At 36.2% G+C, this 21,579-nt stretch carries 19 protein-coding genes; 3 read left to right on the top strand and 16 right to left on the bottom strand.

The window, feature by feature from the left end:
• Positions 1 to 15: 15 nt before the first annotated feature.
• Together MKL35_RS07350 and MKL35_RS07345 are read right to left on the bottom strand one after the other, a co-directional pair.
• A complete protein-coding gene (locus tag MKL35_RS07350; protein ID WP_270913232.1) occupies positions 16 to 1,125 on the bottom strand; it encodes an S-(hydroxymethyl)glutathione dehydrogenase/class III alcohol dehydrogenase in 1,110 nt (369 codons plus the stop codon).
• A gap of 228 nt (positions 1,126 to 1,353) precedes the next feature.
• Positions 1,354 to 3,225 (bottom strand): non-contractile tail sheath protein, encoded by a 1,872-nt coding sequence (locus tag MKL35_RS07345; protein ID WP_032010414.1) that lies wholly within the window; start codon positions 3,223 to 3,225, stop codon positions 1,354 to 1,356.
• 183 nt (positions 3,226 to 3,408) lie between these two features.
• Between MKL35_RS07345 and MKL35_RS07340 the strand changes: the two genes are divergently transcribed.
• Positions 3,409 to 4,572: a catalase family protein gene (locus tag MKL35_RS07340; RefSeq protein ID WP_032010412.1), complete on the top strand. Its 1,164-nt coding sequence runs from the start codon at positions 3,409 to 3,411 to the stop codon at positions 4,570 to 4,572.
• 98 nt (positions 4,573 to 4,670) lie between these two features.
• Here the strand turns inward: MKL35_RS07340 and MKL35_RS07335 are convergent, their stop codons facing one another.
• Complete coding sequence (locus MKL35_RS07335) at positions 4,671 to 5,030, bottom strand: hypothetical protein (RefSeq protein ID WP_032010410.1); 360 nt, start codon at positions 5,028 to 5,030, stop codon at positions 4,671 to 4,673.
• Between the two features lie 727 nt (positions 5,031 to 5,757).
• Positions 5,758 to 6,225 (bottom strand): hypothetical protein, encoded by a 468-nt coding sequence (locus MKL35_RS07330; RefSeq protein ID WP_016805599.1) that lies wholly within the window; start codon positions 6,223 to 6,225, stop codon positions 5,758 to 5,760.
• 436 nt (positions 6,226 to 6,661) lie between these two features.
• Between MKL35_RS07330 and MKL35_RS07325 the strand changes: the two genes are divergently transcribed.
• Complete coding sequence (locus MKL35_RS07325; RefSeq protein ID WP_270913229.1) at positions 6,662 to 8,221, top strand: phospholipase D family protein; 1,560 nt, start codon at positions 6,662 to 6,664, stop codon at positions 8,219 to 8,221.
• A 9-nt stretch (positions 8,222 to 8,230) separates the two neighbouring features.
• Here MKL35_RS07325 and MKL35_RS07320 read toward each other — a convergent pair whose 3' ends face one another.
• The 10 genes from MKL35_RS07320 to ppk1 form a co-directional block, all read right to left on the bottom strand.
• On the bottom strand, positions 8,231 to 8,818 hold the full coding sequence (locus tag MKL35_RS07320) for a uracil-DNA glycosylase family protein (protein ID WP_032010408.1): 588 nt from the start codon (positions 8,816 to 8,818) through the stop codon (positions 8,231 to 8,233).
• 163 nt (positions 8,819 to 8,981) lie between these two features.
• On the bottom strand, positions 8,982 to 9,218 hold the full coding sequence (locus MKL35_RS07315; protein WP_000044007.1) for a hypothetical protein: 237 nt from the start codon (positions 9,216 to 9,218) through the stop codon (positions 8,982 to 8,984).
• A gap of 253 nt (positions 9,219 to 9,471) precedes the next feature.
• The gene (locus MKL35_RS07310) at positions 9,472 to 9,648 is read right to left on the bottom strand and encodes a hypothetical protein (RefSeq protein ID WP_017398111.1); all 177 of its coding nucleotides are present in this window, start codon (positions 9,646 to 9,648) and stop codon (positions 9,472 to 9,474) included.
• A gap of 579 nt (positions 9,649 to 10,227) precedes the next feature.
• A complete protein-coding gene (locus MKL35_RS07305) occupies positions 10,228 to 11,280 on the bottom strand; it encodes a dipeptidase (RefSeq protein ID WP_032010407.1) in 1,053 nt (350 codons plus the stop codon).
• 16 nt (positions 11,281 to 11,296) lie between these two features.
• Positions 11,297 to 12,451, bottom strand: a complete 1,155-nt coding sequence (gene pqqE / locus MKL35_RS07300; protein ID WP_270913225.1) for a pyrroloquinoline quinone biosynthesis protein PqqE — start codon at positions 12,449 to 12,451, stop codon at positions 11,297 to 11,299.
• Positions 12,448 to 12,732, bottom strand: a complete 285-nt coding sequence (gene pqqD, locus MKL35_RS07295; RefSeq protein WP_017398113.1) for a pyrroloquinoline quinone biosynthesis peptide chaperone PqqD — start codon at positions 12,730 to 12,732, stop codon at positions 12,448 to 12,450. The genes pqqE and pqqD overlap by 4 nt, the downstream gene beginning before the upstream one ends.
• On the bottom strand, positions 12,729 to 13,487 hold the full coding sequence (gene pqqC / locus MKL35_RS07290) for a pyrroloquinoline-quinone synthase PqqC (protein ID WP_032010403.1): 759 nt from the start codon (positions 13,485 to 13,487) through the stop codon (positions 12,729 to 12,731). Before pqqC ends, pqqD begins: the two co-directional genes overlap by 4 nt.
• Positions 13,488 to 13,495: 8 nt before the next feature.
• A complete protein-coding gene (gene pqqB / locus MKL35_RS07285) occupies positions 13,496 to 14,407 on the bottom strand; it encodes a pyrroloquinoline quinone biosynthesis protein PqqB (protein WP_032010401.1) in 912 nt (303 codons plus the stop codon).
• 75 nt (positions 14,408 to 14,482) lie between these two features.
• Positions 14,483 to 14,557: a pyrroloquinoline quinone precursor peptide PqqA gene (gene pqqA, locus MKL35_RS07280; protein ID WP_001982218.1), complete on the bottom strand. Its 75-nt coding sequence runs from the start codon at positions 14,555 to 14,557 to the stop codon at positions 14,483 to 14,485.
• Positions 14,558 to 14,780: 223 nt separating this feature from the next.
• Entirely contained in the window at positions 14,781 to 16,856 is a 2,076-nt protein-coding gene (gene ppk1 / locus MKL35_RS07275) for a polyphosphate kinase 1 (protein ID WP_032010400.1), read from the bottom strand.
• A gap of 307 nt (positions 16,857 to 17,163) precedes the next feature.
• Here ppk1 and MKL35_RS07270 point away from each other — a divergent pair, with 307 nt between their 5' ends.
• Positions 17,164 to 18,945 (top strand): bifunctional metallophosphatase/5'-nucleotidase, encoded by a 1,782-nt coding sequence (locus MKL35_RS07270; RefSeq protein ID WP_032010398.1) that lies wholly within the window; start codon positions 17,164 to 17,166, stop codon positions 18,943 to 18,945.
• Between the two features lie 72 nt (positions 18,946 to 19,017).
• Here the strand turns inward: MKL35_RS07270 and MKL35_RS07265 are convergent, their stop codons facing one another.
• Positions 19,018 to 19,419: a transcriptional repressor gene (locus MKL35_RS07265; RefSeq protein ID WP_032010396.1), complete on the bottom strand. Its 402-nt coding sequence runs from the start codon at positions 19,417 to 19,419 to the stop codon at positions 19,018 to 19,020.
• A gap of 136 nt (positions 19,420 to 19,555) precedes the next feature.
• Positions 19,556 to 21,517 (bottom strand): TonB-dependent receptor plug domain-containing protein, encoded by a 1,962-nt coding sequence (locus tag MKL35_RS07260; protein ID WP_032010394.1) that lies wholly within the window; start codon positions 21,515 to 21,517, stop codon positions 19,556 to 19,558.
• Positions 21,518 to 21,579: the final 62 nt, after the last annotated feature.

Here is a 21,579-nt window from a genome sequence, read left to right as displayed (position 1 = left end):
CCCTTTTTACTTCATTTAAAAATGAATGACAGTGCGAATGGATTTACCTTCATGCATTAAATCAAAAGCGGTATTAATGTCTTGTAAAGGCATTGTATGCGTTACAAAAGGTTCAAGTTGAATATCACCTTTCATAGCATCTTCGACCATTTTAGGAAGTTGTGAGCGCCCTTTCACACCACCAAATGCTGTACCCAACCATTTACGGCCAGTAACTAACTGGAACGGACGGGTTGAAATTTCTTGGCCTGCACCGGCTACACCAATAATGACAGATTGTCCCCAACCACGATGTGCACACTCTAGAGCTGAGCGCATAACATTGACGTTTCCAATACATTCAAATGAATGATCTACGCCCCAGCCTGTCATTTCTACAATGACTTGCTGAATAGGTTGGTCATAATCTTTAGGATTTAAGAAATCTGTAGCGCCAAACTGTTTTGCCAGCTCAAATTTATCTGGATTTGTATCTACAACAATAATGCGCCCTGCTTTTGCTTGACGTGCTCCTTGTACAACGGCTAAACCGATACCACCTAAGCCAAATACAGCAACAGAGTCGCCCTCATGTACTTTCGCTGTGTTATGCACGGCACCAATACCTGTAGTTACCCCACAACCTAATAAACATACTTGCTCGTGATTCGCCTCAGGATTAATCTTAGCTAAAGATACTTCGGCTACTACCGTATATTCACTAAAGGTTGAACATCCCATGTAGTGGTAAATTGGTTCGCCATTATATGAAAAACGTGTAGTACCATCTGGCATAACGCCTTTACCTTGAGTTGCACGTACAGCAACACAAAGATTGGTTTTTCCAGATTTACAAAATAAGCATTCTTTACATTCTGCTGTATAAAGCGGAATAACATGATCACCCGGTTGAACGCTTGTTACCCCCTCACCAACTTCAACTACTACCCCCGCGCCTTCATGACCTAGGATTGCCGGGAAAACACCTTCCGGATCATCACCAGATAAGGTAAATGCATCGGTATCACATACTCCAGTATGGGTAATCTTGATTAAAACCTCTCCCGCTTTGGGTGGTGCAACATCAATTTCAACAATTTCTAAAGGTTTTCCTGGAGCAAAGGCGACAGCTGCACGAGATTTCATCTTTGGGTTTCCTTTATATCATTCGGTATTTATAGTCGAGCAAAATAGATAATGTAATGCTAATACAAGAGCTTAATTTTGCTTAAATTAAAATTGGCTTTCATAGCAATCCATTACAGCATAGCCAGTCACATACGTCTAAGCAAGCCTACATTTAAAAAACGAGAAAACCCCTTACTTGAAGAGGTTTCTTATCAAATCATTATCTTGTAACCAGCTTATTTTTACTTATAGGTAAATATCCGGTGGGTATGGTGTGTTATCACTAATAGGTGTATAGAGCGTATTTTCAACAAAGAAGCCATTTGGAGCTTGAGTAGTATCGATTGTAATCGAGTCAAACATAACTTGTGGATATGCCCAGATAAATTGCTTCATAAGCCCTAGAGATACATTATTTTGCATATCTCCAAAAATACGTTGCCAGATAGGTGTTCGATATGGTTTGTTTTTGTCGAATCCATAGATATAAGCAATAGATGCATCTGGTACAAACCCTGATAAATAAGCAACTTTACTGGCAGGATAGCCTAAATCTTGAGTTGGTATTTGTGAAACAGCTTGATGGGCTAAATCTAATTTCGCTTCTAAAAGCCAATCATAGGCTTCAGTCATAATGTAATCAAAATGAGGGTATGAATAATGCTCACTTGGATAATTAATATAAGTTGCTAGGGTTTGTATTGGTGAGCGAATAGATGGGAAAAAGATTAATGGGCACACTTGGGCATTTGCATATTTTGCTTTAATTGCTGTTCGAATATCTTGGCAGGTCTGCCCTAACTTATTTCTTAACCATGTTTTAAATTCATCATACGGCGTTCCTGTTTTATTCATCGCCTCATAAATTGTTCCTAAGTCTGGTGCATATAAACCTGTATCTGCATTAAAAGCTAACTTGGTTGGATAGTCATAGACACATGGTAAGTTCGTATCTGTGTTATACCACCACCAAGGCTCACCAATTTGCATGTTGACATCACACCCACCCGTCACCATGGTATCTGCAAACTCAATAAAAACTTTATGTAAATATGCCAAAGCATTTTGATCACTTAAACTGAAGAAATAACTTGGTGGCTGGTAGCCTGTTTTACCCAAATTACTATTCCAGTCTCGCTGTGCCCAAAATTCATTTGCGCCTAGCGAGTACATTTCAAAACTTACCCCAAAAACGGGTTGCATATTTGCATTATGCAGAGCTTGGGCATATTTCTCATGCCATTTACGGGTACATGGGTTAATAACATCCTGTCCTGTAACGAGTGTGTCAGGAATCTGGAATCTATTAATATCACTTCTCCAGATCATTTCAGGATAATGTGACATACCACAGTAATGATTAATGAAACCGTGATAACCCAAAGCAGCCATGTTATCTACTATACGCTGCGGGTTCAGGTCGTAATGATCGTCATAGCTGGTACATAAGCCATAGTTATGCTGTGGTACAACCACTCGGCTTAGATTTAGTTTTGCATTTGCACCTGTCACGACTGAATTAGTAATGCGAATATAACCATCTTCAGCCTGACTTAAGGGCAATGATGAGTGTGGGTTATAACTACTTGTAAAAGCCGAAAATGTGATTTGCTGAATATTGGTAACTGGAAAACTATCTGTAGCCGAGAAACCTGCTTTGACTGTATCCCAGTTGATATGAATATGGGCAGATCTTGAAGATGGAGTATTTGCATAGTTGAACAAGACAATATACGCAATTTTATCTACTCCATTGTCGTTATAATAAACCGTTAAAGTTGGAGTTAGCGACTCATTATTTAGAACTGGCATAGATGGTGATAGTTCAATGTCAAAGTCCCATACCACACCTGAATAGCTATATTTAGTTTCATAAGCTAAAAATTTATGGTCTTTAGAGTCGTAAGAGTCCCAACTAATACCAGCCAAGTCTGTAGTCATGCGTGAGCGGAAAGACGCCTCAAAACCGTTGCCATAATTGGTAATCGCAAAAGACATGGTTTGTGGACCATCTATTCTCCAATAAGTTGGGTTGAACCGATCAATAAGTATATTTTGAGTAATGGGTTGAGGTGAAACAGTCGAATTATTTTGTACATTTTCTGAATTATTTATCATGTCATATTGCTCTTAATGGTTTTAAGAAGCTTTATATTAAATAATAATTTTATTTATATTGTTCAGATAAGTAACAATTTAGTCTAATCTATTAACAGTAGATAATGGTTGGAATCATTAAAATAATGTAAAGCTAACATATTATTTTAATTCTAAAGTGGACTTTGCAATAAGGAGCAATGAATGCCAAACTTTTCTCATTTAAGCCACTTTAGACTACTCGTTATTTTTACTCCAGTTCTTTCATTATTAAGTGGCTGTAGTGATCCAATATTTTATAAAAATACTAAAGCTTCTGCTATTTCTACTCCTACCTATACAACTAATTATCCAATACCTGATGAATATTTAAATGAAAAGCTCCAACCAAATGAAAAAAAACTGGCTCAAGAAATCTCTAGCGTTATTGAAGAATCAATACGTAAAGAGTATGCACCTGGTAAAGCCTTAAGAGATGCACATCCTAAAGCACATGGCTGTGTTCGTGCCGAGTTCCATGTACTTAAAAATATTCCAAATCAACTTGCAAAAGGTATATTTGTTCCTGATAAGAGCTATCAGGCTTGGATCCGATTTTCGAATGCATCTAACGATGCATCTCAAGCAGACATTGAAAAAGATGCTCGCGGCATAGCCATAAAAGTCTTAGGCGTACCAGGTCAGAAAATTTTAGAAAGTGAAAAAGAAGCGACAACTCAAGATTTTATTATGATCAATCATCCTGTCTTTTTCGTAAATGATGGGCAAAGATATCTTTCTTTTATGCAGGACGTTAATAGCAAAAGTACTCTCAGAAAGCTTCATATTCCGTTTGCTTTAGGGCTTAAAGGAACAATCAATGCTTTAGGAGCGCGTAATTCTAAAATTTCTAATCCATTATATGCACGTTACTGGTCTATGGTGCCCTATCAATTAGGATTAGATAATGACCGTCAAGCTGTTAAGTACTCCGTAAGAAATTGTTCTACGGTGTCTACATCTCTACCTGACCATCCAAGCCATAATTTTTTAAGAGCTGCACTACAAGATACGCTGCAAAAACAAGACGCTTGTATGGAGTTTCTTATACAGCCAAGAACTTCAACTCAAATGCAAGTTGAAGATGCAATGACAGAATGGAAAGAAGCAGAAGCACCTTTTTATCAGGTTGCAACTATTCGTATTCCAAAGCAAAGCTTTGATACACCGGAACAGAATCAATTTTGTGAAAATCTCTCCTTTACGCCGTGGCATGCTTTACCTGAGCACAAACCTTTAGGTGCAATAAACAGATTACGTAAAATTATTTATGAAAATATAAGTAAAGTGAGACACGATATGAACTCTGCCCCTCGACAAGAGCCTTAAAAGTGAGTTCGTCATACTTTACATATAAAAGAACTACCGATAAAAAAGGTAGTTCTATATCAATGGACCTTAAAAGAATGGCTATACTAAGCTAAAGCCTATAGATCAATTTTCTCAACAATAGAGTGTAGGATGGCTAACTTCTTTTTTATTGAATAATCTCCTTTACTTGTGTCGATAGTGATTCGATCAATGAAATCTGCTAACCAAAAAATAAAGTCTTCTTCACTTTTATAGATGGGAATCAAGCTAATATCTAACTTGAAAGGTAACTCATCCTGAAGATTAAGAAATGTGCCTCCGAAATCAAAAAAATTATATAAAAACTTTAATTCTGTACCATTAATTGCTTTTTTGATTTCCATAATTAAACTATGTAGGTTTTTTAGATGATTATTACTATGTTCTTTTTTTATATTTTTTGAAATTTTTTCTGCTAATAGTAAATATTTTGGCATTTCTATCTCCTTATTAATTTCTTATAAAATATGAGTATAAGATTAAAGTTATAAATTTAAGTTTTTAGTTTTTATTGAAGTGTTATTTATTTTTTAAATTTAATATAAATTTATGTAAATTGAAACCTTTTATAATTTAAAAATGTGATCTAATTTGAATTATATTCTGAGTAAATTAATAGGTTTTTTATTATACATAAATAAGCCCAATACTTTTAAATTATTGGGCTTATTTTTTAATATGCTTAAAATCACTTTCTTTAATCTTAAGTCATTTTATGGGAACTCTTCACTTTATGAATTTTCCCACATTTTCTACATTCTCTTACCTCAACATGAGAAATATCAAAATCATATTCCCAGATGTGCATGCAGAAAAACTGTCTAAAATTATGGAGCATAGACACCTCCTTTAAAAAACTAACAAACATGAAAGTTCTTTATAGATTCAGAATACATCTAGACTAAATTGTCTACAAGGAAGCAATTGAACTCTCTTTTAAAATTTCTATATCTCCTTAAATCATGAAGATAATAAAAAGCTACCATTGATTTCTGTATCTATTTTTATAGCGAACAAGTGAGTTATGTTCATAGTGAAAACTTATGTGAAGACATCAACATAACAAGGAATTTTGCTAATTCCATAAAAAAACCGCCCCAGAAGGCGGTCGCTGAATTTTGACAGCGATATAGAAGTGTGGTGGAAACACTTCTATTCTTTAAATTATTTTTCTTCGTTTATAATTTTCATGAAGGCCTCTGATTTAAAGTAATTAATGATAAGTTCCCCCTCATCATGTCTCTGTACTTCTACTGGCTGAGTATGACCACTATCAAATTCACAGTTAAATTTAAAGTCTGGTGGAATAAATTTTGAAATAGGAGGAAGATGAGTCTCCCCACCTGTCGTCATTCTTTCTATAAATCCCGCTAACCATAAAATATATTCATCTTTATTTTTATGGCTTGGCATTAGGCTAATATCAATCTTAACGGCGCATTCATCCAGTGGCTTTGTTAAACATTCTTCAAAGTCAATAAAGTTATATTTAAGCTTAAATTTTGTACCTTTAATCTCTTTACGGATTACGCCTATCAAGTTATTCAAATGTTCAGTCGGAGTATCAGAAAAAAGATTATTTTCTTCAATTTTTTTATATACCTTTTCAGCAATCATTAAATATTGTGGCATTTCCTATCTCCTTCCTTCTACCTTCCATTGTTTGGTAGGTTGCTTATGCAGCTTTTTAAGGAAGTATGATAGAAATCATGTGTTTTAATGTAGTAGTTAGTGACCTCATTGTAAGTAATGTGAACTTGTGAAATTAGAGCGCATGTTAAAACACAACTTATAAAAATAAGGAGTAATATGTCACAGTTTTATAAGTGAAATTCATAAATTATCGAAATAATTTCTTGCAGTAAAATACAGCTCACACAATCAAAATGATTATTTAACACGTCGCTAGTAAAATTTTAATATCTACTAATACATTGTTTTCATTATATTTTAATTTTATAGTTTTTTAGAGTACAACAAAATCATACAGTTATTGAGGTTTTTGACATATAAATTGAATATAAGAATGCTCTGATAGATCTAACTTGGATGCAAATTAAATGCTTACATGATCAATCAGCTATATGAACAGTATAGTACTATGGCCTTAAGTGCTTGGGGTTTTACTGATTTACCTTCTTATACAGATACATACGATCCTAATGAGAAAGATATAGTGATAAAGACAAATAATTGGTTGAATGATGAGGCAGCAGAAGAAAAAACACGTCAGGGTCTTACCGCTTTTGTAGCCCTCGATGATGCATTTATGAGTATCGCTTCACGTATTTATTTAATTAGAAATGCCAAAGAAACCATAGATCTACAATATTACATTTGGACTAATGATTTTGTGGGTAATCTGATCTTGCATGAATTACTGAAGGCGGCAGATCGAGGCATAAAAGTCAGACTGTTAATTGATGATCAAAACGGTATAAAATTCGATGGCATATTAAGAAGCCTTTTACAGCACTCCAATTTTGAAATTAGGCTATTTAATCCTTATAAATTTAGATATTTAAGAATATTCGACTATATTTTTCGCTTCAAAAAAGTGAATCACCGTATGCATAATAAGCTCATTATTGCAGATGCTTCAATTGCAGTAACCGGTGGTAGAAATATCAGTAGTGAATATTTTGAAGCAAGCAGTAAGTTTCAATTTACAGATTTAGATATTTTGTTTTATGGAGATGCTGTACGGCATGCCCAAGCTGTATTTGCTGACTTTTGGGAAAGTACCTTAAGTGTAGACGCGACTAAAGTGATTGGTACTTGTGCTGAGCATCATTTAAAAGCTCTAAGAGAGCATTACGAACAATTACACCATGAGAACCATAGCCTGACTGAAGATAAACTTTATGATGCTCAGTCTTATCTAAAAGAGCTTTTAGAGCACAACCCTATTCAATGGTCTAAAGCACACTTTGTAGCCGACTCTCCCAAGAAAATTTTAGGTACCGCAGCTGAACATGAAATGCTGTATGGGCAAGTCATGTCTATTATGGGTAAACCCAAGCAGCACTTAGAATTAGCTTCTGCTTATTTTGTACCCACTCAACAAGGTACGTATTATTTGAAACAACTGCGAGTTGAAGGAATTAAAGTTCGTGCTTTAACTAACTCTTTTGCTGCGAATGATGTTGCGATCGTACATGCTTTTTATAGTCAATACCGTGTAGAAATGCTTAAAAATGGTATTGAGCTTTATGAGTTTAAACCTGTTTTAGAACGGCGACGTAGAACTTGGTACGAAATCGTAACGGGTAGCGTTATACCGGCAAAGGGTAAAAATAAATCAAGTTTGCATGCGAAATTTTTTGATGTAGATGGCAAAGTATTTATTGGTTCTTTTAATTTTGACCCCCGCTCTACTTATTTAAATACCGAAGTAGGTTTAGTCATTGAATCTAGCCAATTACAAACTCAGATTTCCGTTATGTTAGATCAACATTTACCTCAAGTGGCCTATCAGTTAAAACTAAATAGCCAAGGTGAAATTACTTGGCTAGATTACCAGTCGAATGGGCAAGTCATTGAATACGATAAAGACCCGGGAACCAGCCGTTTTCAACGAACAATGATTAAAGCCGTTTCTTACCTGCCTATTGAGTGGATGATGTAAGTTTGAATATTACAAGAAACCTATTTCTTTAAAGAATTTTTGATAGGCTTCTGCTTTCTTCTCAAGCGCTAGTGGATATGCTCTAGAAGATGACGGTAACCGATATAAATGAATATCGCGGTCAGCAAAATAAGTTGTTGTCGATGTTCCAATTAAAGGTTTTTCAGTGTTCTCAGGTAAAACTGAAATCAAGGTATCAGTTGCTTTGTCACCTGTAGTCATAATAGTTTGGCATAAAGGGATTTTTTGAAGCAAAGCCGCCAAGTCTGTGGGTGTGACAATTTCCAGAAACTTATCTGAAGCATTACCTTTGAGGCGTTTAATTTGATAAGCCGTATCGAAAATGGCAATACCTGTTTCAGTTAAGAAGTTTCGGATACGTTCTTCATTAAATGTTTTCTGATTTTCGCTTAAAAAATAGGTCTTGTTTTGGAAAAAGATTAAGCCAAAAATTCTCCACATGTCATTTTGAATGTTTGGATAGTAAAAGTCCATCTTCCATTTATTACGAGGAGGTGGGAAACTCCCTAGCATTAATAAACGGGCATTTTCAGGTAAAAATGGTTGTAGTGGATGGGTTTCTATCTCAATTATCATAAAAAATCAGTATTTACTTCAAAAATTATAAGTAACTTAACGCATTTTCAGGTTAATCACGAGTCAAGAAATGCAAATTCACTTAATTAAATGCATTGAGGCGAAACCTTTTGTTGTTTCGCCTCAATCATTTCGTTTATATGCATGTTAGTAACCAAACTGCTTAAGAGTTTAAAATTTTAAAGACTTTACCTGTTCTTGGATGGGCAAAGGTATTGTCTTGATCTAAATTGATAACTTTGTCTGAAATGACAATCTTCGAAAGTGGTAACCAGTTTTGCTCTACTTCGGTTGAAGCTAAATTTTTTTCCAACGCATTTTCAAAAATTTGCTCTACCACAATTTCCATACCACACATACTTTTTGCATTAACTTCTTTTAAAATATGACGTTTAGACATTTTAGTCTCCATTTTTTTATTCTTAACGTTAAAGATAATAAAGGGAGTTTTGCTACAACATGTAAAATTTAGCATTTGAAGTGTTTTTTTTGTTTTAAACATATTTATTTAATAATTAAATGAATAGTGAAATAATTATTTAAAATAAAAGTTAATATTAGATGAACTTGTAAAAAAGTTTATTATTTTAAATAAATCTAATTTATAGAAAATAATATTTAAAGGGTCCACGTATGAACCCCTTTATTTACTTTTAAACTTGTACAGCATTATCTAGAGAACTATCATCTTTGTTTTTATTATTATCTTTACTAATCAATGAGTCAGTATCGTTATCGGTACTAAAGCTCTTACTATTTTTTTGCTTCTTCTTGTATACGCACATGCCAATGGCAATACCTGTTCCTAGTACTAAAATTGATTTTAACATTTTGCACCTCTTCAGTTGACGGAGAAACTTTTGAGAAATCAACTTAAATTAATAGCACATTATTTGTTATTTAAGGGCTTTGATTTGAGTCGCTTTTGTAAGGTATTTAATTTTTATGTTAATTGAAGAGTATAGTAGTTTCAAAAATAAATTTTGATACAAAGCAAAAAGCCTATTCTAAAAATGGAATAGGCTTTTTACTGTATTTCAGGATTAAGCAGTATTATTAATTGCTTTAAGCAATCTTATTTATCTTTAAATACATTTCCAATGTATTTAATGCTGAACTTTTAGTCAAGATGGGAAAGGGACCATTTGCAATTAATTGGTCATTCTTGTGATGAAATTCTCATTTTTAAAATAAGCAATAAAAAACGCCCATTTCTACTTCTCAAAAAGAAATGGGCGCATGTGAAAACCACTAAAGACCTGAAATACCAAATGTTCTTACATTCAGTAATATTGATTCTAATTAATTTACCGAATGGTTGACAATTAAACTATTTGTACTTTTTTTAGTCATTTCGGCCAATAAAAAATGCAAAATAATTCGCTATTTTCAATATGTTTAGCAATAAATTATTTATCTAGAATGCGATTGAGTACGGTTAACCAGTTAGAAAAACAAATTTTTTCTATACTTTCATTGGAATAATGTCGCTTTTGCATTGCTTCAATAAGTAGGTGTAGTCCCCTTACATCTTCAATTTCATCGCTAATAAGTGCTCCATCAAAGTCGGAACCAAAACCGACATAATCTTCTCCCATTTGATCTATTAAATATTCAAGATGCTCTAAAAGTACATCAATAGATGTGTTGGCATCGCGCTGCCCGTCTTTACGTAAAAATGCAACGTCAAAATTTACCCCGACTATGCCTTTAGAGTCCCTGATCGCCCTAAGTTGGTCATCTGTTAGATTTCTGGCTTGTGGACATAAGGCATGTACATTCGAATGGGTCGCGACTATGGGCTGTTGAAGAATGTTAGTGGTATCCCAAAAAGCTCGTTCATTCATATGGGAAACATCAATCACCATTTTTTTATCAGTACAGCGTTTTATAAATGCTTTCCCCTCGTGTGTAAGGCCGGCTCCCGTATCTGGTGAATGGGGAAACTTAGCATTTAAACCATGTCCAAAACGACTGGGTCTATTCCAAAGCGGCCCAATGCTACGAAGCCCTGCATCATAAAATACATCGAGTAAATCTGGATTGTGCTGTAGTGCTTCGGCGCCTTCCATATGCAATACAATGGCTAACTTTTGTTTTGCTAAACAGTGCTGAATATGCTGAACAGTTGTGCAAATTTGAATATCGTTAGAATACTCGGCAAGTTGTTTTGCTAAATCGAGTTGTGCCAGACAAATTTGCTCAATTTGCTGTTGGGTAAAGTCAGACGCGTTTTGGTCAAATAGTTTGTTGGGATGATGCTGCTTAACATAATGAAAAGGCGGCAAGAAAATAGCAAACATCCCACCGACAAAACCCGCTTCTTGACAGCGTTTTAAATCGAGATGCCCTGCTAAACGTTCCTGAATAAAAGCCTGAGCAGGATTGCTATGATCACTTAACCACAAACGGGTTAATATATCGTTATGGCCATCAAAAACAGGAAATGTGCCATGATTCATATCGGTTTTCTCACAGCTAATCATCTACAATATTTTGAACAGGAATGTTTTTCTGAACCGTAAATTGCTTTGAATTTTTAGTATTACGGAATACCAGTTTTTCTAGAGTTGCATCGAATTCACTCTCGGCACGTGCCTGTTCAATCAGCTGATGATATGGTGATTTACCGCAAACAGGGTCTGCATTACTTGCGTCACCTGTTAACATATAGGCTTGGCAACGACAGCCACCAAAGTCGCGGTCTTTATCTGGGCAACTACGGCAACCTTCTGGCATCCATGCATCGCCACGGAAGTGATTAAAACCGGTAGATTCATACCAAATTTTTGATAGGCTTTGCTCACGAACATTTGGGAAAGAAATAGGCAATTGTCTTGCTGCGTGACATGGCAAGGCCATACCATCTGGAGCAACTGTAAAGAAAATTTTTCCCCAACCATTCATACAGGCTTTTGGTCTTTCTTCGTAATAATCAGGTACCACAAAAATAAGTTTGCAAGAATGGTTTTGCGCTTTTAACTTGTCGCGATATTCATTGGTAATACGTTCAGCACGTATGAGTTGTTCTTGCGTTGGTAATAAATCTTGACGGTTTAAAAATGCCCAACCATAAAACTGACAAATTGCTAGTTCGACTGTATCGGCATTGAGTTCTAGACAAAGCTCGATAATTTTATCAATTTGGTCAATGTTATGCCGATGAATCACAAAATTAAGAACCATCGGATAATCATATTTCTTAACAAGTCGGCACATTTCATACTTTTGTTCAAAAGCATGTTTCGAACCTGCCAAAGCATCATTAACAACTGAGTCACTTGCTTGAAAGCTAATTTGAATATGGTCTAGGCCAGCTTGTTTTAAATGGGAAATACGCTGTTCAGTAAGGCCCATGCCTGAGGTAATGAGATTGGTATAAAATCCGAGTTGGTGTGCGTGTGCCACAAGCTGTTCCAGATCTTGACGTACTAAAGGTTCACCACCTGAAAACCCGAGCTGTACAGCACCCATTTGCCGAGCTTGATCGAAAACATCAAACCACTCTTGAGTAGTCAGTTCATTTTTGTGCTGTGCGTAGTCTAAAGGGTTTGAACAATATGGACATTGTAGCGGACAACGATATGTCAGCTCCGCTAGTAGCCATAGTGGTAAACCAACACCATTAGTCATATAAAAACAATCCAGTGCTGTTGCTGGGCAACTAACATGTAATCAATAACATCGTTGTCAATTTCGGCTATATCGCCAAATTGTTGCTTGAGCTGGGCAATAATGGCAGAGACATTATTTTTCCCATCAATATACTGTCCAATCGCCCCAGCACTTTCATTTAATTTAATCATGCCTTCAGGATATAAAATGACAAAACTATTTTGAGCAGGCTCAAATTGAAAGCGATAACCTTGTCGCCATGTAGGCACAAGATTTACATCAAATTGTTCTTTATTCATTTAAATAGTCCTTTGTGCCATACCCGTTCTTGAGTCACGCTATGATATGGTGCTTCATTGTGTACGTATGCCAGTGTTAAGGCATCTAAAATGCTCCATAAAATATCCAGTTTAAACTGCAATATTTCCAGCATTCTTTGTTGTTGCTCATGAGTGGTAAATGAATCAAGCGTAATTGTTAAACCATGTTCAACATCACGGCGTGCTTGACTTAAACGAGAGCGGAAATATTCATAGCCCTTGTCATCAATCCAAGGGTAATGTTGTGGCCATGATTCAAGGCGAGATTGATGAATCTGTGGGGCAAAAAGTTCAGTTAAAGAGCTGCTTGCTGCCTCACGCCATGATGCACGGCGTGCAAAATTTACATAGGCATCTACAGCAAAGCGAACACTTGGTAAAACCAAATCTTCGGAAATCACTTGTTCACGACTCAAACCTACAGCTTCGGCTAACCGTAACCATGCTTCTCGTCCACCACCGTCAGGATATTCACCATCTTGGTCAATCATGCGCTGAATCCATTCCTGACGTACACGTTGGTCTGGGCAATTTGCCATGATCGCGGCATCTTTGAGTGGAATATTGATTTGATAATAATAGCGATTTGCAACCCAAGCCTGAATTTGTTGTTGAGTGGCTTTTCCTTCATACATCATCACATGAAATGGATGATAGATATGATAATACTGACCTTTATCAATAATGGCTTGTTTAAATTGTTCGGTTGTTAAAGCTTCAGGTGTTTGAGTCATGTTTCACCTTAGAGTTCGAACTGCATGCCATCATAGGCAACTTCTACACCATGTGCTTTTAGTTCAGCAAATTGAGCAGAGTCTTCATTTAAAATCGGATTGGTATTGTTAATATGAATCAGTACTTTTTTGGGTGTATTGAGTTGGTTCAAATAAGACAGTGAACCGCCTTCCCCACTAATATATAAATGCCCCATTTCACGGCCAGTTTTTTTACCTACACCCGTTTGCTGCATTTCATCATCGGTCCAGAGTGTGCCATCAATCATGACGCAGTCAGAATTTTGCATAATCTGCATGATTTGATCATCAATCTTTCCAAGCCCTGGTGCATAAAACAACTGTTTTTGTGTTTTACGATCTTTGATGATTAAGGCAATATTGTCGCCCTCATGCGGGTCATGGCGATGTGGTGAATATGGCGGTGCCGCGCTTTGAATAATTAAAGGTAAAAATTCTAAATTTTCGAAACCATCAATTTTAAAAGCTTGTTTAGGATTAATTTCATTGTATTGAAGACCGCCATTCCAGTGCTTCAACATATTAAAGACTGGAAAACCTGTAGTCAGGTCTTGATAGACCATTTCTGTACACCACACATTCATTGGACAGCCTTCACGTAAAGTTAATAGTCCAGTGGTATGGTCAAGCTGGCTATCCATCAAAATAACGTTGGTAATGCCCGTGTCACGTAATTTACGTGCAGGTTGAGCTGCTTTAAAGTCAAATAATTGCTGACGGATATCTGGTGATGCGTTTAATAAAATCCAGTCTACGCCGTTTTCTGAAACCGCAATTGAAGATTGAGTTCGTACTTTGGCATTAATTTTACCTGTACGAACACCATGACAATTAGGACAATTACAGTTCCACTGAGGGAAGCCGCCTCCAGCCGCTGAACCTAAAATATAAATATACATAAAATTAATATCTTATTAGAAAGACATAAGCCCTAGAACAAAACTAGGGCTTATGACAGATTTGAATAGAAATAATTAACGTGCTTCAAAGTACATTGTTACTTCAAAACCAATACGTAAATCAGTGAAAGCTGGTTTTGTCCATTGCATAAATTTTTCTCCAGTCAGGATTAATCTTGCGAAATGAATCACTTGATTAAATCTTATAAAGCAATTAAAAATTTATTCTAATTAAAAATGCCACGTTTGTAGATAAGCTTGGCACAAGATATTGTTCGATAATTGTGTTTTTTGTCCAAATTTTAATAACTCCTTATCAATCAAAGGCGATTAAAAGGTCATAACAGACAAATATTCTGCTATGACCGATCTTTTACACGGCTAAGTTCATTAAGTATTGCTGTGCAATATAAAGATCTTGCTCTGGTTTAGGCTGGCATTGCACCCAAGTTCCATCAGCTTGTAGTTCCCATGCTTGACGATTATCTTTTAGGTAATTGTTTAGGCCATCTTCAATAACTTGTTTCTTTAATTTTTTACTTTCGATTGGAAAACACGTTTCGATACGAGAGAACAAATTTCGTTCCATCCAGTCTGCACTAGCACAAAATACTTTTGTATCGCCATCATTATAAAAATAGTAAACCCGTGTATGTTCTAAATAACGCCCAACAATTGAACGTACCCGAATATTATCGGACAGCCCTGCAACTTGTGGTCTTAAACAGCAAATTGAACGAATAATTAAATCAATTTGTACACCCGCTTGAGAAGCTTTATAAAGCGCACTGATGAGCTGTGGTTCAGTAAGTGCATTCACTTTAATAATGATATGTGCTTTCTTGCCAGCCAGACTTTTTTTAATTTCCTGTTCAATAAGCTCTAGTAATTGTGAATGCAAGGTAAAAGGTGCATGAAAAAGTTTCTTAAGCTTTGCCATTTTGCCCATACCGGTCAGTTCTTGGAAAATTTTATGCACGTCTTCACAAATTTCAGCATCACTCGTAAGCAGGCCAAAATCAGTATAAATTTTGGCATTCACCGCATGATAGTTGCCTGTACCTAAGTGAACATATCTTTTAATTTTGTCTTGTTCACGGCGAACAACTAAAATCATTTTAGCGTGAGTTTTATAGCCAACAATGCCATAAACGACAACTGCGCCTGCTTCTTGCAATACGTTAGCTACTTCAATATTGGACTCTTCGTCAAAACGTGCTCTTAACTCAATAACAGCAGTAACCTCTTTACCGTTACGCGCCGCTTCTGCAAGAAGTTGAACGATTTCCGAGTTGGCACCACTACGGTATAAGGTTTGTTTAATTGCCAAGACATTTGGGTCTTGAGCAGCTTCCCGAAGAAACTTAATGACGGGTGCAAAAGAGTCAAATGGATGATGAAGTAAAACATCCCCTGCTTTTAACACATCAAAAATTGGCTTTTTGCTATAGAGAAGTTTTGGTAAAACCTGTTGATACGGTTTATAGCGCAACTCTGGCAAATCAAAGTTGGAAATAAAACGGGCTAAATTGACAGGACCATCGACGTAATAAAGATGTTCTGCATCTAAATCAAATTGTTCTAATAAATAGTTCGCAATTTCTTCAGGACATTTTTTTGCTACTTCCAAACGAACTGCTTGACCAAAACGGCGTGAAGATAATTCACCTTTTAAAGCTGCCGCCAAGTCTTCTACATCTTCAGAAACGGTTAAATCAGCATTTCGGGTCACACGAAATTGATGACAGCCTGTCGCTTTCATGCCCGGAAATAAATCCGAAATATGCTGGTGAATAATGGCAGAGAGCAGAATGTAATGTTCTGCACCACCAGAAATATGCTCCGGAATTTTAACAAGTCTTGGTAAAGAACGCGGTGCCGGCACAATAGCTAAATCAATCTGACGTCCGAAAGCATCTTTGCCTTCCAAAGTCACAATGAAGTTAAGACTTTTATTAACTAACCGTGGAAATGGATGTGCAGGATCAAGACTAATTGGTGTAACTACAGGTTGTACTTCTTTAAAAAAGTACTCTTTAATCCATTCTTTATGTTTTTCTAATATATCGCCATGCTGAATAAAGTGGACGCCATAGCCTTGCAACTGTGGCAACAACGTATAATTTAAAATCTTATATTGCTCTTCAACGGCTTCATGAGCATTTTTCGAAATTTGCTTTAATACTTCTGGTAATGGCAGACCTTCTGGTCCAGTCGCTTGTGTCATTAGACTAATTTTCTGGATTAAACTTGCCACACGAATTTCAAAAAATTCATCCAGATTACGTGAAAAAATAATTAAAAAATTTAAACGTTCAAGTAATGGGTGTTCAATATCTTTGGCCTGAGCGAGCACACGCTTATGAAACTCTAATAAAGAGAGTTCTCTATTGATATATGTCTCTAAATTATGCTGGTTTGAGCTAGATAATGTAGGTAATGATGTCATTCTTGACTCTTATAATGGATAAAAAGTGAACATGAATAAAAAAGATTAATTTAAAAATATATAACCGATTTTATTCACTGAACATTTTGTAACTGTTTTATTGCAAATTCATGAATTTTTTATGAAAAACTTAAAAATTAAGATCTATTTATGTGTCTTAAATTTTTCCTTTTATTAGTTTACCTCTAATATTATCTTAGCATTAATTTTTTAAAGATCATCTGATTTTGATTAAGATTTAGTTTTCATCAAATATTCACATAGTATGCGTATTTTTTATGCATCTTAATTCACCAATTGATAAAAAATGACAACTTTAAATATATTATTTAAGACAACATCTTTATGTCTGGCGATGGCTTTATTAGCCGGTTGTAATGATAACAATGACAGTGATTCAAATACATCTGCGCCCCGAAGTAACCAGATTGTCGATATTTTAGCTTTTAATGACTTTCACGGAAATCTAGAGCCACCTAAACGCTACGTTGATGCCGCTAACCCTAATGACGCCTCTCAAACAGTTCGTATTCCAGTTGGTGGTGTGAGTTACCTTGCAGACGCAATTAAAAAACTTAGAGCTCAAAATCCAAATAATGCTGTTGTTTCAGCGGGTGATTTAATTAGTGCTTCCCCACTCACTTCTTCATTATTTTTAGATGAGCCAACCATTGACGTCATGAATGATATTCAAATTGACTTTAATGCAGTCGGTAACCATGAGTTTGACCGAGGTACAGATGAGTTACGCCGTTTGCAAAATGGTGGATGTCAACAATATACAAGTACAGCACCCTGCCAAATTAATAAAAACTTTAGTGGGGCGAAATTTAATTTCCTTGCAGCTAACGTCGCAATGAAAAACGATGCAAGTAAAACTATTTTTCCAGCTTATAAAGTCAAAATGTATGGCGGAATTCCAGTAGCATTTATTGGTTTAACGCTTAAAGCGACTCCAAGTATTGTTTCTGCAGCCGGCATTAAAGATGTTGAATTTCGCGACGAAGCGGATACGGTCAATGCGCTAATTCCTGAACTACAAAAACAAGGAATTCAGGCAATTGTTGTAGTTGTTCACGAAGGTGCTGCACCAAGTACTAAACTTAATGAAAAAACTTGTGATGGCTTAAGTGGACCTATTTTAGGTATTTTAGATCGCTTAAATCCGGCAGTTGATATTGTTGTTTCAGGGCATACGCATCAATCTTATATTTGTGACTATGCAACTAAAAATCCAGCTAAGCCATTCTTACTTACTTCAGCTGGCCAATACGGCACACTTATTACCGATATTAAGATTGAGCTAGACGGTAAAACTGGCGATATCATTAAAAAAGATGCTAAACAAATTCCTATTCAAAGTGAGGCCTATACTTCAGGCACAACGACCGTAAGCCTTACAGATCTTTATCAAAAATTTAGTAAGACACCAAGTATTGAGGCGATTTTAGATAAATACCGTCAAGCGGTAACAACCATTTCTGGACGCGTAGTTGGAACTTCTACTGCTGTTGTGAGCCGTACTCAAGTCGAAAGTGGTGAAAGTCCGTTAGGCGATATGATTGCCGACGCACAACAAGCCTCTGCTCTTAAAGCAAGCGACCAAGGTTCAGACTTTACACTCATGAACCCAGGTGGTGTACGTGCCGACCTCTTAATTAATAACAATAACCAAATTACTTTTGGTGATATTTTTGCGGTTCAGCCTTTTGGTAACTCTATTGTGACATTGAGTTTAACCGGTAAACAAATTCGAGATGTGCTTGAGCAACAATGGTCTGGTGGAAATGCTAGCTCTCCTAAAATTTTACAGCCGTCTAAAGAGTTAAGTTATCAATATGCAGCAAACACAACTATTTCACCGAGAGCAAGCAATATCATGGTTGCTGGTTCTCCATTGGTTGATACGAAGGTGTACCGTGTAACGGTAAATAGTTTCTTAGCAGATGGTGGTGACAACTTCACTGTATTAAAAGATGGCCAGAACCGCGTTGGTGGTGGTCAAGATATTGATGCCTTTGAAAGCTATGTTGCTAAAAATTCACCACTCATTATTCCGTCTACAACTCGAATTAAAGTCATCAAATAATTTCATTTAATGAAGTATAAAGGACAGTACGAAGCTGTCCTTTATTTTTATATGAAAATTTAAACGAAATTTTTATTCAGTATAGAGGTTAAGTTCTACACTGCTGATGTCTGTTCCAGTATTTGCAAAAATAATATCCATAACTTCGTATAATAGTTCATTCACTTTTTCATGTTTAAAGCTTGAAGTTTCTCCTGTTTTTAAGCAAATCAGGTTACAACTCATTTTGTCTTTTCTGAGTTTATAAATACTTTTACTTTTTCCCAAGAACACTCTTTTAACAAGTTTACGATTTTCAAACTCAGATAAAATTCGGTAAATGGTCCCTAGCGTTATTTTATGTTCATTTTTAATTTGTGCATAAATACTATCTGCACTTAAGCCGTGTGGGTTCTGATTTAAAATTTCAAAAACCTGTATTCTCGATTTTTTTATCGGTAGTCCATTTAATAATGATTTTGATATTGTCGTCATGTTAATTAACCTGAATGTTTAGAAATATAGGAATTTTTAAAAATTATTTTGTCTATATTTACTTGAAATCATGGGTGTTTTACTAAAAATCTCAAAGCCTATTCCCCTATGAATAAGCTTTGAGTCTAGATTTAACTTAGAAACTGTAAGTCGCTTTTAAGAAGTAATTGCGGCCATAAAGTTTGGTATTAAAGGTTTTGTTTTTATCCTCCAAATCAACATCGGTCAGGTTTTTTACACCATAATCCAGTGTTAAACGTGGCGTAATAGGAGAAGTAAATGTCACGTCATAGGTGGTATATGCTGGCAACTCGTTAGTTGCAGAGTACATTTGTTTGCCTACATAACTCACGCCTGCATTGACACGAAAGTCTTGAACTGGTGCCCAAGAAATAGAGCCATTGGCAAGCCATTCTGGACGTTCGGTTAAGTCTTTACCTGTGGTTTTATTTTTTGCGTCGAGATAAGTTGCATTTGCCTTAACACCTAAATTGTCAGTGAAATCATATCCACCTGTAAGTTCAACACCTTTGAGTTCTGCGCGGCTCACATTGGTCCAGATTTTTCTAAAATCACCTACTAAACGCGGGTCACCATCACTCAAGGTAATTGCTTCAATCAAGTTCTTCACATCGTTTTGGAAAACTGTAACGCCAGCATTCCAGTTTGGACGGGTCACAATTAAGGATGCTTCATAGTTTGTACTTTCTTCGGGTGCGAGATTTGGATTACCTCGAATATGACAACTACCTCCACATGAAATCATCGAGTAGTTAATGTCTAACTGAGCAGGAGCCGGAACTTTATAAGCTTGTCCCACGCCACCTTTAAGTATGACTCCTTCAGCGAGTTGATATGCTAAATAGGCTTTACCTGTGGTTTTACCATCAAAGTCATCAAAATCGTCGTAACGACCACCTAATGTTAAGGTAAGTGCGTCATTAATATGGGTATCGTTTTGAACAAATATACCGTAGCTCTTTTGCTGATTCTTTCCAGTGCCGATATAACTTACGACATCTGTAATTTTCTGATCTTTATAATCAAAACCACTGGTCGTATTATTCATGAGCCAGTCAAAGTTGGCAAAAGCACGGCCAATTAAATTTTCTTGTTTATAGTGACGGCTTTGAGGCGCATCGTATTCACTGTCATAGTCATAAATTTTGGCGGTTTCTTTACCGATATAAGCTTCTGTTTTACCCCAAGCCCATTTACCACGGTGAGCAATCCCCACATTGGTACGTTTCATTTCTGATTCTTGAATGGAGGTAGCTGCATCTTGAGTTAGCGGGCGTTTATCGTTGTTATAGCCCAAATCTAGATCTAAGGTTTGCTGGTCATTAATATTCCAGCTTAAAGTACCATTTACATTTTTGGTGTCTTTTTCTACAAAATATGCACCATCTGGATCTGGCTGGCCCTTTCTATACCATGCATCGCGGTTATAAGCATCACCTGCCAGAGTGAAACTTAAATTATCGGTTAAACCACCGTATAGGTTAAACCCGTAACGGTACTGGTTTTTACCATCACCACGGTCTGCTCGGTTATATTGACCAAAAATAGAACCGTGTAATTGTCCATCTTCTGCTTTTTTGGTAATAATGTTAATAACACCGCCCATCGCATCTGCACCATAGAGAGATGACATTGGCCCACGAATCACCTCAACACGCTCAATACTATTTAAAGGAATCGCACTCCAGTCAAAGTCATTGCCTCGCCACATGGCGCCATTAGATGACATGCGTTTACCGTTTAAAAGAATTAAGGTGTAGTTCCCTGAGGTATTCAGCATTCCCCGTATAACGATTTTATCTTGACCACTGTTATAGTTATAAACCCCAGCTTGTTTTTGTAAAACATCGGCAAGGCTGAGTGCCGCGCTACGTTCAATATCTTCACTTGTGATTACACTAATCGATGCAGGTGCTTTATCTACATCTTGTTCTTTTAAAGCAGCAGAAACCACAATAGTTTTAAGTTTTTGAACAGGTTCATTTGTGCCTTGTTGGTCAATATCGATATTTGCTTGGACTGCAAATGGAAGCAGTGTTGAGAGGGCGACCACCAGCGCCTTTTTTGTTAACGTCATTTCTCGGTCCTTATATTTTATAACGATTACCATATGATAATTGTTATCATTTATGATGTGCC

It is taken from the genome of Acinetobacter sp. AOR41_HL (assembly GCF_027854645.1).
GTDB classification, from domain to species: domain Bacteria; phylum Pseudomonadota; class Gammaproteobacteria; order Pseudomonadales; family Moraxellaceae; genus Acinetobacter; species Acinetobacter nosocomialis.
Note: the sequence above shows the minus strand (reverse complement) of the source record. Positions and strands in the feature narration are given on the sequence as shown.

Bases quoted from the DNA above. Each gene is read 5' to 3' on its own strand.
- MKL35_RS07350 (WP_270913232.1), bottom strand. From the start codon at position 1,125: ATGAAATCTCGTGCAGCTGTCGCCTTTGCTCCAGGAAAACCTTTAGAA.
- MKL35_RS07345 (WP_032010414.1), bottom strand. From the start codon at position 3,225: ATGATAAATAATTCAGAAAATGTACAAAATAATTCGACTGTTTCACCT.
- MKL35_RS07340 (WP_032010412.1), top strand. From the start codon at position 3,409: ATGCCAAACTTTTCTCATTTAAGCCACTTTAGACTACTCGTTATTTTT.
- MKL35_RS07335 (WP_032010410.1), bottom strand. From the start codon at position 5,030: ATGCCAAAATATTTACTATTAGCAGAAAAAATTTCAAAAAATATAAAA.
- MKL35_RS07330 (WP_016805599.1), bottom strand. From the start codon at position 6,225: ATGCCACAATATTTAATGATTGCTGAAAAGGTATATAAAAAAATTGAA.
- MKL35_RS07325 (WP_270913229.1), top strand. From the start codon at position 6,662: ATGATCAATCAGCTATATGAACAGTATAGTACTATGGCCTTAAGTGCT.
- MKL35_RS07320 (WP_032010408.1), bottom strand. From the start codon at position 8,818: ATGATAATTGAGATAGAAACCCATCCACTACAACCATTTTTACCTGAA.
- MKL35_RS07315 (WP_000044007.1), bottom strand. From the start codon at position 9,218: ATGTCTAAACGTCATATTTTAAAAGAAGTTAATGCAAAAAGTATGTGT.
- MKL35_RS07310 (WP_017398111.1), bottom strand. From the start codon at position 9,648: ATGTTAAAATCAATTTTAGTACTAGGAACAGGTATTGCCATTGGCATG.
- MKL35_RS07305 (WP_032010407.1), bottom strand. From the start codon at position 11,280: ATGAATCATGGCACATTTCCTGTTTTTGATGGCCATAACGATATATTA.
- pqqE (WP_270913225.1), bottom strand. From the start codon at position 12,451: ATGACTAATGGTGTTGGTTTACCACTATGGCTACTAGCGGAGCTGACA.
- pqqD (WP_017398113.1), bottom strand. From the start codon at position 12,732: ATGAATAAAGAACAATTTGATGTAAATCTTGTGCCTACATGGCGACAA.
- pqqC (WP_032010403.1), bottom strand. From the start codon at position 13,487: ATGACTCAAACACCTGAAGCTTTAACAACCGAACAATTTAAACAAGCC.
- pqqB (WP_032010401.1), bottom strand. From the start codon at position 14,407: ATGTATATTTATATTTTAGGTTCAGCGGCTGGAGGCGGCTTCCCTCAG.
- ppk1 (WP_032010400.1), bottom strand. From the start codon at position 16,856: ATGACATCATTACCTACATTATCTAGCTCAAACCAGCATAATTTAGAG.
- MKL35_RS07270 (WP_032010398.1), top strand. From the start codon at position 17,164: ATGACAACTTTAAATATATTATTTAAGACAACATCTTTATGTCTGGCG.
- MKL35_RS07265 (WP_032010396.1), bottom strand. From the start codon at position 19,419: ATGACGACAATATCAAAATCATTATTAAATGGACTACCGATAAAAAAA.
- MKL35_RS07260 (WP_032010394.1), bottom strand. From the start codon at position 21,517: ATGACGTTAACAAAAAAGGCGCTGGTGGTCGCCCTCTCAACACTGCTT.